The following is a 15,456-nucleotide window of genomic DNA, read 5'->3' as shown; positions in this document are numbered from 1 at the left end:
TCGTAGTATGGCATATAAGATATTAAGCGGAGCAGCGGCGGAGTTTGGATTAGATGAAATAGGAACACATACGTTGAGAAAAACGTACGGGTATCACATGTACATGCAAACAAAAAATATAGCATTACTTATGGAGATATTCAATCACTCGTCAGAGAAGGTTACGTTATATAGGTGTTAACCAAGATGCAATGGATAAAGCAATGACTAGGTTTAAAATCTAATCACTGCTTATTTCTTTTTAAATCTAGAGTTATTGCAGCATATATAAAATGCATTGATCCATAGAACTAAAAAAGAAGGTTCCTTGGTGAGCGTACGGTTTTCTCTTTTCAGTGATACCGATAATATTGCGTTATGTTAACTTTCTATGAATATCATATTCAACCAAAGTTCCCCTTATTGATGGTATAATTAAAGTCTTGGAGGGGTATTATGGAATTTATTGTGGATATTGTATTTTATTTTGGGTTTTATTTTGGATCACTGTTTCTTATAATTGGTACCGCATTAGTTTTATTTATTATGGCTGCATTACCAAAAATCTGGAGTAAAAATCTATCATTCGTAATGCTCGGTTTAGGGATAAATATAATTACTAGTCCGTTGTCTTTTTTTATAGGTGTGATGGCAACAGATTCTCCTGATAGTACTAGGTTAGATTTTTGGAAAGGATTTTTCTTTATTCAAAAAATACCGCTCTTTTTACTGATTTTTTTATTATTTTTAACTGTGGTGTTGTGGTTTATTCGTAAGAATAAGAAAAAAGTAAACATGTAGAATTTTAAAACGACTTCCAATAACGATAATTATTTAAATAAGCTGTCCAGATGGACAGCTTATTTTATTTTTCCGCATAGCGTAGGTTGTTTTGCAAAATGCTGGTGGTATCCCTATACAGTTACTCATAATTTTCGTACTGTGTAACTCAAAAGAGAAAGTGAAACGAAATCAATGATACCAAACGATTCAGAGAAGGGGGCAGTTACACACAATATAAGATATGGGTAACTAGTGTGGTATATTAAATTAGTAATAAACTAATATATAAAGAGGTGTGGAGATTGGGATATACAATAAAGGAATGGGAAAATCGGTATCGTCATAGAACCGATCTGAGCAGCTATCTAGTTCATTTAACCAAGATGAAATTTGATGAAAATGGGAATGCAATTAAAAGCGGTTATAGTGTTTTGATGGAGATTCTAGAATCACAAGTGTTAAAAGGGAGTGGTTCTAAAGGATTTATTAATGGTGCAAATACAGCAGTATGTTTTCAAGATATGCCATTAAGTGGTGTGTGTCAGAACGTTCTATTTGAACAATTACGTAATAGAGATGAGGCGCATAAAAGATATTCACCTATAGGCATAGCTTTTCCAAAGCAGTATGTGTATAAAAAAGGTGGTAGACCAGTAATATATGAAAAGAAAGATGTTGCTAGGGGGATGTTGCCTCCAGAAGAGTGGTGGCGAATAGTCAATTTTAATTTGGAGGACGATGACAATATTATTGATTGGACTCACGAAAGAGAATGGAGAGTAAAAGGTGATTTTGAATTCGATTTAAAAAAAGCTACAATTCTTCTAACAAAACAAAGTTCGTATGATGAATTTGTAAATAAAACTCCAGAAGATATTTTAAAAAATATTGGTGGAATTGTGACTTTACATCCTGTTTTATATTAAAAAAAGTGGCAGAGTCGTGACCGTTTTTTGGCAGTAAATGTGCCGGTTGTTTTGGAATCAACGTGATATATTTGTATTGTGAGAAGTGGCGGAAAACATAACTCACTATGTTGTTTCTAAATTTCTAAACGGTTCATAATGACGGCACATAAAATCCGAAACCAGCAGATGGAACTGATTAGATGATACCGTAAATGAGGAGAGCTTTTGCTCTTCTGTGAGCTAACAACATCCTAGGTAGATGGAATGAGGGGAACCTGATAAGTTTGCCGATAGTGTCAGTCGCGGTTGTTAGCTGAGAGAAGAATAAAACCTCTAAACCAAACTAAAGTAAATATGAAATACACAACATGATTCGCTTATTTTGCAAAGGTGTTATCCGCTTCGGTAACGTCTTTAATTTTAACTAGTAAAACTTCATGTACCGAATTTTGATTAATAATATAAGAAATTGACGAAAGGGCAACTGATGCATGGTTGCTCTTTTGTATGATTATTAATGTTTTGTATTGTTTTAATTTGGAAGTAGATGATAAAATTGTATTAAAACAATATGGAGGATAAATGATGGATAATCCAAATAAAGATAAAACCTGTTTTATTATTACACCAATAGGTGATGATCAATCTGATACAAGAAGAGCGGCCGATGGGGTAATAGATGCTGTAATTGTCCCGGCATTATGTGAGATGGGATTTGATGAAGAAAATATTAAAGTAGCTCATAGGATGCCAAGTCCTGGTTCAATAAATAAACAAGTCATTTCAAGTGTTTTAGAATGTGATTTGGCTGTAGCAAATCTTACAAATTTAAATCCAAATGTAATGTATGAACTTGCCATTAGACATGCTGCTAGAAAACCAGTAATTCAAATTTGTCAAAAGGGCACAAGACTACCATTTGATATCACGGAAGAACGTACTATCTTCTATACTAATGATATGGCTGGTGTAATAGAATTAAATAATAATTTTAAAGATATGGTAGTGGAAGCTATCTGTGATGAAGAACCGGATAATCCTATTTATAGAGTGGTTGAAAGTAATTCAATAATGAAAAATGTTGATGAAACTGATCCATCAAGATATATGTTGAATCGTATAGATTCATTAGAGAAAAACTTATCAGATCTTATCGGTACTCTAAGTATTAACAAATCCTACAGTAATATAGGTAATGTACAAATTAGGAAGAAAGCGAGAAGTCATCAAATTCCAATTAAAATTGATGAAAGAAAAATGGATATGGACAAGTTTGCAAATATAATTAATGAGTTTCCGGGAACATATGCAGGGACTGAAGATTCATGTCAAGTGAATTTTGAATTTGATGGTAGTGATGTGGGGTTTGTAAATGTAATCACTACACGCAGTAATCGTGACTTGGCGCGGGTTAGAAGTTATTTAAGGAGTTTCGAAGGGGTTTATATTCTAAGTGTTGAAGAACAGAAAGTGTTACCAATATCATAAAAAGTAGTATATTAATTGGAAGCATTCCTTATGGAGTGCTTTTTCTTTATACCACACTGACGGCAATGTTAATTTCATTATATCAATTTGTATTTATTTGTAAAAGTATAATTGGAATATTCTTTCAAATGGGGTGAGGATAGGTGGATGAGAAACAACCGTTATTAGTAATTACATTAACAGATATAGATGCTAAACCAATAGTTCATTACAAAGGTAAACAGATTGATAGAAAGTTACGAGTTGCATTTGATTGGGAGTCACAATCGATTGATAAGATTAATCGCACATACATTCATATTGAACATGTACCATTTGATAATAAGCGTTGTAATACTGAAATCATTCAACATAATAATCCTATTGTGGAAGAGGAGTGAAGATAGATGTGTGAGCATAAGTATCAAGTGTTAGATAGTGAGACTACTTCTTTTTATTCGGATGATAAACAATGCGTTCGGAAAGTATCAACTACTTTCTATTGTGAGAAGTGTCTTGATTTTAAATATAAAGAAACAACAATTAATTTAGGAAGTAACAATGAAAGAATATAAAACCAAACAACAGAAGCGTAAGTTCTATGACAGTGGTGAGTGGAAGAGTATACGCGAGCAAGTAAAGAAGCGAGACAACTATGAATGCCAGGAGTGTAAACGTAATGGTAGTGTTCGTGTGGACACAAATGAATACAGTGAGAGTGCAAAGCGCAAGAAGATTCAACTCGTTGTCCATCATAAAAAAGAACTAGAACATCATCCGGAACTTGCATTAGAAATGGAAAATCTAGAAACAGTCTGTGTGGATTGCCATAATAAAGAACATGGTAGATTCTTTGAAAAGAAACCGAATAAATGGGAAAACGATGAAAAGTGGTAAAAAGGAATCAAAAATAATACCCCCCCCTTAAAAAATTCATCAAAAATTGCTCTAAGGGGCACCGGAGGAGGGGGTCGATTTTTCAAATTTATAACCAAATTCGCGCGTTATATCAAATTGGAAAACGATGTAAATCAGAAGGGAGGGATATTGTGGCTAGAGTGAAGCGTGAAACAATGAGAAAAAGGATTGAAAAGGATCTAACAAATCAATTAAAAGAAAAAAAGATTATAGGTAATCATTATACTGACTTAATTCAAGACTATTTATCGTTGTGGGATTTAAAGTGTATTCTTGTTGATGATATTGAAGAAACAGGAATAAAAGTATCTGGCATGCATGGTCCGAAATCCAATCCTTCTATTAATGATTTACATAAAACAAATGATCGAATGATAAAGATTTTAGATGCACTTGGATTAGAAGCATCGGCAGAAGAAAAGAAAGTTCCTTCAAAACCTGTGCGCTCAGTTAAAGATTTAACATGATTCAAAATAAATATGTCACTGAATATATTGAGATGTATCGCGCAGGGAAAATTAAGCTGAATAAAGAGCGCATAATGCTAATTGAGTACCTGGAGAAATACATTTTAATACGTGATGATTTGTATTTCGATAATGAAATGCATGAGGACTATATAAAATTCACTGAGAAATGGTACTTTGAATTGCAAGCATTTCAAAAGTTCCTAACAGCATTTGTTTTTCTTTTCTATAAAGAAGATGATTCTGTTTTTTACGAGCAATTTTTAATTATGATGGCTCGTGGTGGTGGGAAAAATGGTTTAATTTCATCGTTATGCCATTTCTTTATTAGTCCGCTACACGGAATAGATCGATACAATGTTTCAATTGTGGCGAACAACGAGAAACAAGCTAAAGTTTCTTTTCGTGAAGTCTATGATGCTATTAAAGGAAAAGAAATACTAGAGGATATGTTTTATCGAACTAAGGTAGAGATACTGAGTAACGATACGCAAAGCATTATGCAATATCATACATCTAATGCTGGTTCTAAGGATGGACTTCGTGACGGTTGTGTTATTTATGATGAAATACATCGATATGAAAACTTTGATGTAGTAAATGTATTCTCTAGTGGACTTGGAAAAGTACCAAATGCTAGAGAATTTTTTATTGGTACAGATGGCTTTGTTCGCGACGGATTCCTGGACAAAACAAAAGAGCGAGCGATGAACATTCTAAAGGGAAAAGATTTAGAAGATCCATTATTTCCTTTCATTTGCAAGATAGATAATCCAGAAGAAATTGATAATCCCGATGTATGGGAGAAAGCGAATCCAATGTTTAGTGAGCCGAGAAGTTCTTATGCTAAACAATTATTTAAAAAAGTATTAACTCAATATAAACAATTAGAAAATAATCCTTCAAACCGTGAAGAATTCATAACAAAACGTATGAATTACCCTGAAACAGATTTAACAAAGTCTGTAGCTTCATGGGAAGAAATCATGCGTACTGGTTTTGAAGAAGATGGAGAAACGCTCAGAGAAGTTCCAGATTTAAAACATAAAGTAGCTGTAGGCGGTCTCGATTTTGCTAGCATCAAAGACTTCGCGGCAGTTGGCTTGCTATTTAAACATGGTGAAGATTATATATGGAAAGGTCATTCTTTTGTACGTAAAGGATTCTTGGATAAGGTGAAACTGAAAGCGCCTATTTATGAATGGGCTGAAAAGGGTTTGTTAACTATTGTGGATGAACCTGTAATTAATATCTCTCACATTGTAGATTGGTTTGTGAAAATGCGTGAGATATACGGTGTTAATACGATTGTGGCCGATACATTCCGTCTTGATCTTGTTAAAACGGCACTTGAAGCTGAAGGATTTATATTGTTGTATATTCGTAACCCAAAAGCGATACATTCTCTTTTAGCTCCAAGAGTTGAAACGTTATTTGCAAACAACCGTATCATTTTTGGAGATAATCCATTAATGCGTTGGTACACCAACAACGTCTACGTCCACATAAAAAAAGACGGCAACAAAGAATATTTGAAAAAAGATGAATTTAAGCGCAAAACGGATGGATTCCAAGCTTTTATTCATGCATTATGGCAAGCAGATAACATTCTTGTGGATGAATTCGACTTTATGCTAGATGGTATTAAATTCTAATAAAAGGGGGTGATAACCATTGGTTGGTTAGGAGCAGTATTCAAAAGAAATAGTGAAGTAGGGTTTATGTTTGATGTGGAAATGTTTATTGAAAAAGCAAACAGGGTTCACATGAAAAGATTAGCAATTGATACCTGTATATCCTTTTTAGGTAGAACGATTAGTCAGTCAGAATTTAGAGTGAAAAACGGTGAAGAATTTGAAAAGGATGAGCTCTACTACCGATTAAATGTTAGGCCTAATAAGAATATGACAGCAAGTACCTTTTGGGAGAGTTTCATTTACAAACTTATTTATGATAATGAAGCTTTGATTATTCAAGCGGATGATGGTGATCTACTTATTGCTGATGACTTTGAACATAACGAATATGCTGTATTTGAAGATACTTTTACAAATGTCACTGTAAAAGATTATCAGTTTAAGAGAAGTTTTAAACAAAGTGAAGTCATTCATTTAAGATACAGGAATGATAAGTTATCACCTCTTATCGATGGTTTGTTTGCTGATTATGGTGATTTATTCGGTAGAATATTAAGTTCTCAAAAACGTAAGAATCAAATTCGCGGAACAGTTGATATGGACATGCTCGCTGCAAAGAGTGAAAAACATCAAGCCAAACTTCAAGAATTCATTGATAACATGTATAAAGCAATTGGAGAAAAAGACGTTGCTATCATTCCGCAACAACCAGGTTTTAAATATGCTGAAACGTCAGGTGGAGCAAATTCTGGGCAGAGTGTGGAGGAAATTAATAAAGTAACAAATGGCTTCTTAAATCAAGTAGCAATGGCTTTTGGTATTCCAACTGCTTTGATATATGGCGAAATTGCTGATGTTGAGAAGCAAACGAAAAATTATATGCTTTTTACAGTGAAACCTTTATTAAAAAAGATGTGTGATGAAGCAAACGTTAAATTTTTTGAAGAAGAAGAGTATCTTTCAGGTCAAAAAATTGAAATTAAAGCTGTTTCTTATCAAAGTATATTTGATCTTGCGACAAGCATTGATAAGCTCATTTCTTCAAGTGCATTTACAGGGAATGAGATTCGATTAGAAGTAGGATATGAAGTTTCTGATGATCCTAACTTAAATACACATCATATTACGAAAAACTATACGAAATTAACTGAATCTGAAGGAGGTGAGAATACAAATGACGGTGAAAATTGACGTTAAAGGGCCAATTATTTCAAATGATGAAGCTTGGATTTATGATTGGTTTGAAATGGATGCGACAAGCCCAGGTAAGATTACAAAACAACTTGATAATGCAAATAGTGAGGATTTAATTGTGTCAATCAATAGTCCTGGTGGTTATGTAGATGAGGGTTCGGAAATTTACACAGCTTTAAAAAATTATTCTGGTCATGTAGAAGTTCAAATTGTTGGTTTAGCAGCAAGTGCAGCTTCTGTAATTGCGATGGCAGGTGATAAAGTTCGCATTTCTCCAACAGCAAAAATCATGATTCACAACGCTGCTAAATGGCATGGTGGAGATCATCGTGACATGGAAAAGGCAGCCGAGATGTTAAAAATAACAGATCGTGCAATTGTAAATGCCTATGTCATTAAAAGTGGTAAATCTGAGGAAGAACTACTTAACATGATGGCTGAAGAAACTTGGATGGGTCCGCAGCAAGCGTTAGAAAACAACTTTGCGGATGAAATCATGTTTATGGAAAATCCAGTTAAAACGACAGCTTCAACAGCTACTGCTGCCATGCTTCCGCAGAAAGTAATCGATGGCTTTAGAAATGGAACCATGAACAAAGGCCAAGGAATCACAAAAGAAGATTTAAATGCAGCATTATCAGGATTAAAAAATGAAATCCTGAATGATTTACAAAACAATATAGAAGAACAACCAAAGGAGCCAAATCCTAAAGCTGTAAAAAACAGTGGGATTAAAGGGCTCCTTTTAAAATTATAAAAAAACGGAGGAAACACACAATGGTAATTAAATTTAATAAATCTGAAGCATTTAATAAAGCGAAAGCTAAATTAACGGATGCCTTAACTAATGCAGAAAGTACAGAACAAGAACAAACGGCAGCATTTGAAGGTTTCTTTGATGCAATGCAAACGGATGTAATTAATACAGTCCGTAATCAAGTAAATGATGAAATGTTAGATCGTTCTATTCTTCAACAACGCGGTCAAAATGTATTAACTGCATCAGAAACAAAATTCTTCAATGCTGTTGTACAAGATGGTGGTTTTAAGGATGGCTCAATTTTGCCAGTAACTACACAAGAACGTGTATTTGAGGATTTAGTTAAAGAGCATCCATTACTTGATGCTTTAGGGTTACAAGATCTAGGAGCAGTTACAAAGTTCATTTATTCTGATGCAACAAAAGCATATGCATGGGGCGAATTATTTGGGGAAATTCGAGGACAAGTAAATGCAGCGTTCCGAGAAGAAAAAATTGGTCAACTTAAATTAACTGCATTCGCAGCTATTCCAAATGATATGTTAGATCTTGGCCCTGAATGGGTTGAACGTTATGTTCGAACTCTATTAGTAGAATCTTATTCAGTAGGTTTAGAGTTTGGCTTTGTAAATGGTGGCGGATCAGTAGCGCATCAACCTGTAGGTTTAATGAAAGATGTAAATGCAACTACAGGCGCGGTTACTGATAAGAAATCATCCGGTACATTAACATTTGCTCCTTCTCAATTTGGTGAAGTTGTTGCTGGAGAATTATATGAAGTAGTAAAAGCTTTATCAACTGATGCGAAAGGAAAATCACGAAAAGTCCTAAATAACATCGTAATGGTTGTAAATCCTGTAGATTCAATTGGTGTACAAGCTCGCAATACAATTCAAACCTCAACAGGTCAATGGGTAATGGCATTACCTTATAACATTCAAACTGTAGAATCTGAAGAAGTGCCAGTTGGTAAAGCGTTATTCTTTGTAAAAGGTCAATATCTTGCAGCGATTGCAGGTGGATACAAACTTAAAAAGTTTGACCAAACATTAGCAATTGAAGATGCTATGCTTTATACAATTAAACAGTTTGCTAATGGTAAACCAAAAGATAATAAAGCAGCTCTTGTTTATGATTTGAAAATTTCTTTTACACCACCAACTCCACCAGCAACTAAATAAGGAATGATGTGAATGGATAAGGTAATTTCAAATGAAATATTACAGCAATTTAAGGATAGGATGCACTTAGGAGATGAGGAAGATGATAACCTAAAGCGCATCCTTTCTACGTCTAACAAGACATTACTTAGGGTCTGTGGGAATTATGATTTAAATAAAGACGAGGAGTTCAAAGAATTAGTCTTTGAACGTTCTCGTTATGTCTATAACGATGCATTAGAGTATTTTGACAAGAATTTTTTAAGTCAGATTAATAGTTTAGGTATCGATAAAGCATTAGAAGAAATTAAATTGGACGGTGATTAATATGCGTCTTTTTCAGTACAAGAAACCACTGAATACAGGCGATTGTAGAAATCGAATTATCATTGAGCAACCTGAAGTAATAAAAGATGATTTGAATCAAGAAGTTGAAACAGGTAATTGGCAAGAAGTAAAAAAAGCATGGGCAATGATAAAAACAGTAAAAGGTTCTGAGTACATTGAAGCTTCAGCATCACAATCTACACGAATTTATCGGTTTGTGATGCCTTATACAACAGGTATTACAGAATTAATGCGAATCAATATGAAAAGTCGTATCTTTGACATTATCGAACCGCCAATGAATGATGATGAAATGTATCAAACATTGACTATTATCGCAAAGGAGCATGTTTAATATGAACGATTTTGCGAGCGAACTTGCTAGAGAATTACAAAGATATGCAAATGTTGTAGAAGAAGAATTACTGAAAGCGCAAGAAGAAGTTTCTGATGTTGCTGTGGAAAAATTAAAGCAGAAAAGTCCTAAAAAAACAGGTGCATATCGTAAAGGTTGGCGTAAGAAAAAAGAAGGTAATGGTGTTGTTATCCATAATACTCAAGGACAATTAACACATCTTTTAGAAAAAGGACATGCGAAAGCTGGCGGGGGGCGTGTTCCGACAAAGGTGCATATCCGTCCAGTTGAAGAGTATGTAATTGATGAATTGCCAAGACGTATCGAAAGGGCGGTTCAGCAATGACATTAGGTGAATTAACGAAAATTCTTGAAGCTACAGGTTATCCTGTGGCTTATTCGCATTTCACAGCAACGCCGACCAAGCCAGTTCCAGCGCCACCTTATATATGTTTCCTTGTGGATGGATCAGCAAATTTAATGGCTGATAACAAGGTGTATCACAAGATAGACGATGCAAATATTGAACTTTGCACAACTAAAAAAGATTTAGTTGCAGAAGAAAAACTTGAAAAAGTCCTAGACGATCATGAAATTCCTTATGACTCATATGAGACTTTTATTGAATCTGAAAAAATGTATCAAAAAATTTATGAAACGAGGTTGATGTAAGTGAATAAAGAAAATAAAGTTACGTTTGGTCTGAAGAATGTACATTATGTTCCATATGATGTTCAAGACTTTTTAGTGAAATTTGGTACACCAATTCCACTACCCGGTGGAGTTGAATTAACTTTTGAACCACGCGGTGATTTAATTGAATTTTATGCTGATGACATGCTTTATTACGCAGCAAGTAATAACCAAGGTTATGATGGAACGCTATCTATTGCAACTATTCCGGAACAATTTGCTATCGATGCATTAGGTGAGCAATTAGATGAAACAGACGGTGTATTAAATGAGTTAGCTGATGCCAAAGGAAAATCATTTGCATTACTCTTTGAATTCGATGGCGATGTGAACGCAACTCGCCACGTTATGTATAACTGTGCAGCGAGTCGTCCGACAATCGCTTCTAAAACAAAAACAAATTCAGCCGAACCAAATACAAATGAATTAAAGTTTGTTTCTAGTCCAATTGTTTTAGTGCCTGGCGGAAGACCAATGGTTAAAACAAAAACAACTTCTAAAACGACTCAAGCAATTTACGATAACTGGTACAAAGAAGTGTACGTTAAAAAACCAGCAGCACCAAAGGGAGCGTAAGTAAATGGAAAAGACAATTACAATCGATGGAAAACAAGTCAAATTAAAAGCTACAGCAGCTACGGTTAAGCGGTATAAAGCGCAATTCAGACGTAATTTATTTGCAGATTTGATGGGGTTAGGGGCAATTAATGCTTTAGCTTCATCAAATGGGGCAGAACAACCTATTGATATGTCTAATGTCGATATGAGTAAAGTAGATTTTGAACTTATTTATGACTTAACGTGGTTATACGCTAAAACGGCTGATCCTAATATTCCTGATCCTATGACGTGGCTAGATGAATTTGAAGAATTCCCAATTGAAGAAATTATGCCTGCGGTCATGGAATTAGTTCAGGTTACTATGGGAGCAAAAAAAAAATAAAGAAAAATAATGGAGAGCAAGGGACATTCAGTGATGAGGAATTTACTACTGAACTGTTTCTTGCTCTTTGTTATAAAGCGAAATTAACAAGCTGGGATTTAGAAGATATGACAATTGGTGATTGTTTTGATTACATTGCTGAATTTGCTGAGCTAGAGAATCCAGATAAAGAAAAAGTTAGAAAGGCAAATCAAAAAGACTTCGATTCATTCTAAGAAAGGGGTGAGAAAATGGCAGGAAGAATTAAAGGGATTACGATTGAAATTAATGGTAACACTCAACCGTTACAAAACGCTCTAAAAGATGTTAATAAACAAAGCGATTCTTTAGCTAAAGAACTAAAAGATGTCGAGCGTTTGTTAAAGTTCGATCCTGGTAATGTGGAAGCATTAGCGCAAAAACAACAGTTACTTACACAACAGATTGAAAATACAACGCAAAAACTAGATAAGTTGAAAGCAGCGGAACAACAAGTACAAGCTCAATTTCAAAACGGTAAAATTTCTGAAGAACAATATCGTGCATTCAGGCGTGAAATTGAATTTACAGAAGGATCGCTTAATGGTCTGAAAAATAAACTTGGAAACATGAAAGCTGAGCAAGAGAATGTAGCGAGTTCCACAAGGCAATTAGAAACATTGTTTAGAGCTACAGGAAAAAGCGTTGATGATTTTGCAGGAGCATTAGGGAATCGTCTTGTGAATGCAATTCGGAATGGAACAGCTACAAGTCGACAGTTAGAACAGGCGATTGGAATTATTGGTCGTGAGGCATTAGGTACAGAAGCTGATATTGAAAAATTACAAAGAGCACTTCGATCTGTGGATGCTGGAAACTCAATTCAGCAAGTACGAAATGAACTGAGAGATTTACAACAAGAAGCCGGAAGAACTGAGAAAAAGTTTGAAGGTCTAAAAGTTGGATTAGAAAATGTTATCGGTGGAATGGCAGCTGGTGGCGGAATGGCAGCAGCTGTTGAAAAAGCGCTTGATATGTCAAAGTTAAAAACAAAAATTGAAATAGGATTTGATGTTCCTGAGTCTTCAAAAAAATCAGTTGAGGATGCTGTGAGAGGAATTTCAGCCTATGGATTAGATGCAGAAGAAGCACTTGAGGGTGTAAGAAGACAATGGGCTTTGAATAAAAATGTTAGTGATGAAGCAAATGCTTCTTTCGTACAGAGTGCAGCTGTTATTTCTAATGCTTATGCTGGCATTGATTTTACTGAATTAATTCAAGAAACGAATGAAATCGGTAATGAATTAGGCATTTCACAAGAAGGCGCTCTTGGTATGGCTGATGCCTTATTAAAAATGGGTTTTCCACCGGAACAATTAGATATTATCGCCGAATATGGTGGTCAGTTAACGCGAGCAGGATACAACGCTGAAGAAGTACAAGCCATTATGGCAGCTGGGGTTGAAACAGGAACCTGGAATATCGATAATTTGCTAGATGGACTGAAAGAAGGTCGTGTAAAAGCGGCTGAATTCGGTCAAGGTGTCGATAAGGCTATGAAAGAAGCTCTTAAAGGTACACAAATTTCAGCAGAACAGGTTGAAAAATGGGGTAAAGCTGTAGCTAATGGTGGTAAAGAAGGCTCAGCAGCTATGACTGAGATTGCACAAGCTCTATCACAAGTTGAAGACGAAACAAAGCGTAACGAATTGGGTGTTAAGTTTTTCGGTACAATGTACGAAGATCAAGGACAAAACATCATTAATACTTTGCTAGGTGCGAAAGAGAAAACAGTTGATTTTGGGAAGCAACAGGACAAATTGAATGACTCTATTAAAAAAATGGATTCAAACCCAGCAGTTAAATTTCAAAAGGCGATGCAAGATTTACAAGTTGCACTTCAGCCGGTTCTTAGTGTTATAGCAGATGTCATTTCAAAAGTGGCTGAATGGATTTCTAATAACCCAGAATTAGCAGCCACATTAACAGCTGTTGCAATAGCTATTGGCGTAATTTCAGGTGCAGTTATGGCGCTTGCTCCTATAGTTATGGCGGTCATGAGTGTATTTGAAATCGGAGCAGCAGCGGCATTAGGAATAGTTGCTATTGTTCCGATTATTATTGCGGCTATAGTCGCTTTAGGAATTGCCATCTATCAAAATTGGGATTCTATAAAACAATGGACTATATATATGTGGAATTCTATTAAAGAATATTTAATAGAACTTTGGGATGGCATCGTTCAATCCTCTAGTGAAGCATGGAATTCATTTTTAGAAACAATGCATACCTTTTTTGATCCGATAGGTCAATTTTTCAGCGATTTATGGACAAGTATAGGGGAGATATGTAGTACTACCTGGAATTCTATTGTTGAATTCTTTTCTGGAGCTTGGGCTTCATTCACTGAAATGATGCATAGTTTCTTTGATCCGATAGGTGAATTCTTTAGTAGTTTGTGGTCAGGTATTGTGGAAACGGCGTCTTCTTGGTGGACTTCTTTAACTGAAACAGCGTCTGAATTGTGGGGATTATTAACGCAAGCATGGCAAGAAACCTGGGATACGATTCTTACTGTGTTAGATCCAATTATTTCGGCAGTTTCTACCGTTTTAGAAGCAGGTTGGTTTTTAATACAGGCCGGTGCACAAATTGCATGGGCAGCAATCTGTCAATATATTATTCAACCAATCCAGGAAGCTTACGACTGGGTAAGTACACAAATCGGTGAAATGGTCACTTGGCTTGGTACACAATGGGAAATTGCAAAAGCGGTGGCGCAAGTTGCGTGGGGATTATTTAAACAATACATCATTCAACCTGTCTTAGATACTTGGTACTTAGTAAAAGAAAAGTTTGGCGATTTAGTTTCTTGGCTAAAATCACAATGGGAAACAGTTAAATCATATACTTCCGTAGCATGGAACCTAGTAAAGCAATATGTCATTCAACCTGTTGAGGAATTATGGAATGCAACAAAAGAAAAGTTAAATGATTTATCCAATTGGATATTAGGAAATTGGGCGAAAATAAAAGGGTATACACTTGAAGCTTGGAAGATGGTTTACACATACATTGTTGAACCAATTATTTCAGCTTACAATTCTGTAAAAGAGAAATTCAATGATATGTACAACACAGCACGGGAAAAATTTGATTCTGTAAAGAATGCAGCTCAAGAAAAATTTGAAGCAGCTAAACGTTTTATTATTAATCCAATTAAAGATGCAGTTGACAGTGTAGAAAAATTTATTGGGAAGATCAAAAGCTTCTTTAGTGATTTGAAGTTAAAAATTCCTAAACCTGAAATGCCGCCACTTCCACACTTTAGCTTGCAAACTAGTACGAAAAATATTTTAGGCAAGGATATTACGTTCCCTTCTGGACTTAATATAGATTGGCGTGCAAAAGGTGGTATCTTCACTAAACCGACTATCTTTGGAATGAATGGCGGAAACTTGCAAGGTGCAGGAGAAGCTGGAAAAGAAGCGGTTTTACCATTGAATAAAAAGACACTTGGAGATATTGGCGCAGGAATAGTAGCGGCAATGCCGCGACAACAATTTGCTATATCAGGAGAAATAAATCAATTAATGGACGATATGAGCCGTATGATGGCTGGTTCCGCAAGCCAATTAGCAGAATTAAAGACCGTCATGAGTGGTGTGTATGGAAGTATGTCAAACAGTAGACAAGCCATGACAAATAGTGTATCAAATCAATTCATTAATAATTCTTTCGGATCATCTGGCGGTGGAGTCATTCCAATGCTTGGTGGAGATTTAGTTATTGAAGTACCTGTAAATTTAGAAGGAAGAGACGTGGCACGCGGTACTTATCGCTATACAACCGAGTATCAAGAAAGAGAAGAAAAGAGAAACTCAGCCTTTTAGGTTTGGGTTTCTTT

17 protein-coding genes and 2 pseudogenes are annotated in these 15,456 nt (G+C 35.2%); all 19 read left to right on the top strand.

Going from position 1 to position 15,456, the window contains the following annotated elements; all coding sequences use genetic code 11:
- Positions 1-224: pseudogene (locus tag ACTFP3_RS21475) on the top strand (site-specific integrase); the annotation flags it as partial.
- A 211-nt stretch (positions 225-435) separates the two neighbouring features.
- Positions 436-780: a hypothetical protein gene (locus ACTFP3_RS21470; RefSeq protein ID WP_440011183.1), complete on the top strand. Its 345-nt coding sequence runs from the start codon at positions 436-438 to the stop codon at positions 778-780.
- 284 nt (positions 781-1,064) lie between these two features.
- Positions 1,065-1,688 (top strand): DUF2971 domain-containing protein, encoded by a 624-nt coding sequence (locus ACTFP3_RS21465; protein WP_097981910.1) that lies wholly within the window; start codon positions 1,065-1,067, stop codon positions 1,686-1,688.
- Between the two features lie 567 nt (positions 1,689-2,255).
- Complete coding sequence (locus tag ACTFP3_RS21460; RefSeq protein WP_255260096.1) at positions 2,256-3,158, top strand: hypothetical protein; 903 nt, start codon at positions 2,256-2,258, stop codon at positions 3,156-3,158.
- A 155-nt stretch (positions 3,159-3,313) separates the two neighbouring features.
- Positions 3,314-3,538: pseudogene (locus ACTFP3_RS21455) on the top strand (hypothetical protein); the annotation flags it as partial.
- Positions 3,539-3,544: 6 nt separating this feature from the next.
- Entirely contained in the window at positions 3,545-3,712 is a 168-nt protein-coding gene (locus ACTFP3_RS21450) for a hypothetical protein (protein WP_176520367.1), read from the top strand.
- Positions 3,699-4,034, top strand: coding sequence for an HNH endonuclease (locus tag ACTFP3_RS21445; protein WP_097981907.1), 336 nt, complete (start codon positions 3,699-3,701; stop codon positions 4,032-4,034). The genes ACTFP3_RS21450 and ACTFP3_RS21445 overlap by 14 nt, the downstream gene beginning before the upstream one ends.
- Positions 4,035-4,186: 152 nt before the next feature.
- Positions 4,187-4,522 (top strand): P27 family phage terminase small subunit, encoded by a 336-nt coding sequence (locus tag ACTFP3_RS21440; RefSeq protein ID WP_098867210.1) that lies wholly within the window; start codon positions 4,187-4,189, stop codon positions 4,520-4,522.
- A complete protein-coding gene (locus tag ACTFP3_RS21435) occupies positions 4,519-6,177 on the top strand; it encodes a terminase TerL endonuclease subunit (protein WP_050822074.1) in 1,659 nt (552 codons plus the stop codon). The genes ACTFP3_RS21440 and ACTFP3_RS21435 overlap by 4 nt, the downstream gene beginning before the upstream one ends.
- 9 nt (positions 6,178-6,186) lie before the next feature.
- A complete protein-coding gene (locus ACTFP3_RS21430; protein WP_440011179.1) occupies positions 6,187-7,350 on the top strand; it encodes a phage portal protein in 1,164 nt (387 codons plus the stop codon).
- Positions 7,334-8,110: a head maturation protease, ClpP-related gene (locus ACTFP3_RS21425; RefSeq protein WP_098279943.1), complete on the top strand. Its 777-nt coding sequence runs from the start codon at positions 7,334-7,336 to the stop codon at positions 8,108-8,110. Before ACTFP3_RS21430 ends, ACTFP3_RS21425 begins: the two co-directional genes overlap by 17 nt.
- 20 nt (positions 8,111-8,130) lie before the next feature.
- Positions 8,131-9,294, top strand: a complete 1,164-nt coding sequence (locus ACTFP3_RS21420; protein ID WP_050822072.1) for a phage major capsid protein — start codon at positions 8,131-8,133, stop codon at positions 9,292-9,294.
- 12 nt (positions 9,295-9,306) lie between these two features.
- Entirely contained in the window at positions 9,307-9,600 is a 294-nt protein-coding gene (locus ACTFP3_RS21415) for a hypothetical protein (RefSeq protein ID WP_440011177.1), read from the top strand.
- A 1-nt stretch (position 9,601) separates the two neighbouring features.
- The gene (locus ACTFP3_RS21410) at positions 9,602-9,955 is read left to right on the top strand and encodes a phage head closure protein (RefSeq protein ID WP_440011188.1); all 354 of its coding nucleotides are present in this window, start codon (positions 9,602-9,604) and stop codon (positions 9,953-9,955) included.
- A gap of 1 nt (position 9,956) precedes the next feature.
- Positions 9,957-10,301 (top strand): HK97 gp10 family phage protein, encoded by a 345-nt coding sequence (locus ACTFP3_RS21405; protein WP_440011175.1) that lies wholly within the window; start codon positions 9,957-9,959, stop codon positions 10,299-10,301.
- Positions 10,298-10,627: a hypothetical protein gene (locus tag ACTFP3_RS21400; RefSeq protein ID WP_440011174.1), complete on the top strand. Its 330-nt coding sequence runs from the start codon at positions 10,298-10,300 to the stop codon at positions 10,625-10,627. The genes ACTFP3_RS21405 and ACTFP3_RS21400 overlap by 4 nt, the downstream gene beginning before the upstream one ends.
- On the top strand, positions 10,628-11,224 hold the full coding sequence (locus ACTFP3_RS21395; RefSeq protein WP_001031291.1) for a major tail protein: 597 nt from the start codon (positions 10,628-10,630) through the stop codon (positions 11,222-11,224). It begins immediately after the preceding gene.
- Positions 11,225-11,228: 4 nt separating this feature from the next.
- The gene (locus ACTFP3_RS21390) at positions 11,229-11,591 is read left to right on the top strand and encodes a hypothetical protein (RefSeq protein ID WP_098279945.1); all 363 of its coding nucleotides are present in this window, start codon (positions 11,229-11,231) and stop codon (positions 11,589-11,591) included.
- Between the two features lie 230 nt (positions 11,592-11,821).
- Positions 11,822-15,442, top strand: a complete 3,621-nt coding sequence (locus ACTFP3_RS21385) for a DUF2207 domain-containing protein (protein ID WP_440011172.1) — start codon at positions 11,822-11,824, stop codon at positions 15,440-15,442.
- Positions 15,443-15,456 lie beyond the last annotated feature (14 nt).

It is taken from the genome of Bacillus cereus group sp. MYBK5-2 (assembly GCF_051915685.1).
GTDB lineage: Bacteria > Bacillota > Bacilli > Bacillales > Bacillaceae_G > Bacillus_A > Bacillus_A cereus.
Note: the sequence above shows the minus strand (reverse complement) of the source record. Positions and strands in the feature narration are given on the sequence as shown.

Coding starts and splice junctions, on each gene's coding strand:
- ACTFP3_RS21470 (WP_440011183.1), top strand. CDS start 436: ATGGAATTTATTGTGGATATTGTATTTTATTTTGGGTTTTATTTTGGA.
- ACTFP3_RS21460 (WP_255260096.1), top strand. CDS start 2,256: ATGGATAATCCAAATAAAGATAAAACCTGTTTTATTATTACACCAATA.
- ACTFP3_RS21450 (WP_176520367.1), top strand. CDS start 3,545: ATGTGTGAGCATAAGTATCAAGTGTTAGATAGTGAGACTACTTCTTTT.
- ACTFP3_RS21445 (WP_097981907.1), top strand. CDS start 3,699: ATGAAAGAATATAAAACCAAACAACAGAAGCGTAAGTTCTATGACAGT.
- ACTFP3_RS21435 (WP_050822074.1), top strand. CDS start 4,519: ATGATTCAAAATAAATATGTCACTGAATATATTGAGATGTATCGCGCA.
- ACTFP3_RS21425 (WP_098279943.1), top strand. CDS start 7,334: ATGACGGTGAAAATTGACGTTAAAGGGCCAATTATTTCAAATGATGAA.
- ACTFP3_RS21420 (WP_050822072.1), top strand. CDS start 8,131: ATGGTAATTAAATTTAATAAATCTGAAGCATTTAATAAAGCGAAAGCT.
- ACTFP3_RS21415 (WP_440011177.1), top strand. CDS start 9,307: ATGGATAAGGTAATTTCAAATGAAATATTACAGCAATTTAAGGATAGG.
- ACTFP3_RS21410 (WP_440011188.1), top strand. CDS start 9,602: ATGCGTCTTTTTCAGTACAAGAAACCACTGAATACAGGCGATTGTAGA.
- ACTFP3_RS21405 (WP_440011175.1), top strand. CDS start 9,957: ATGAACGATTTTGCGAGCGAACTTGCTAGAGAATTACAAAGATATGCA.
- ACTFP3_RS21400 (WP_440011174.1), top strand. CDS start 10,298: ATGACATTAGGTGAATTAACGAAAATTCTTGAAGCTACAGGTTATCCT.
- ACTFP3_RS21390 (WP_098279945.1), top strand. CDS start 11,229: ATGGAAAAGACAATTACAATCGATGGAAAACAAGTCAAATTAAAAGCT.
- ACTFP3_RS21385 (WP_440011172.1), top strand. CDS start 11,822: ATGGCAGGAAGAATTAAAGGGATTACGATTGAAATTAATGGTAACACT.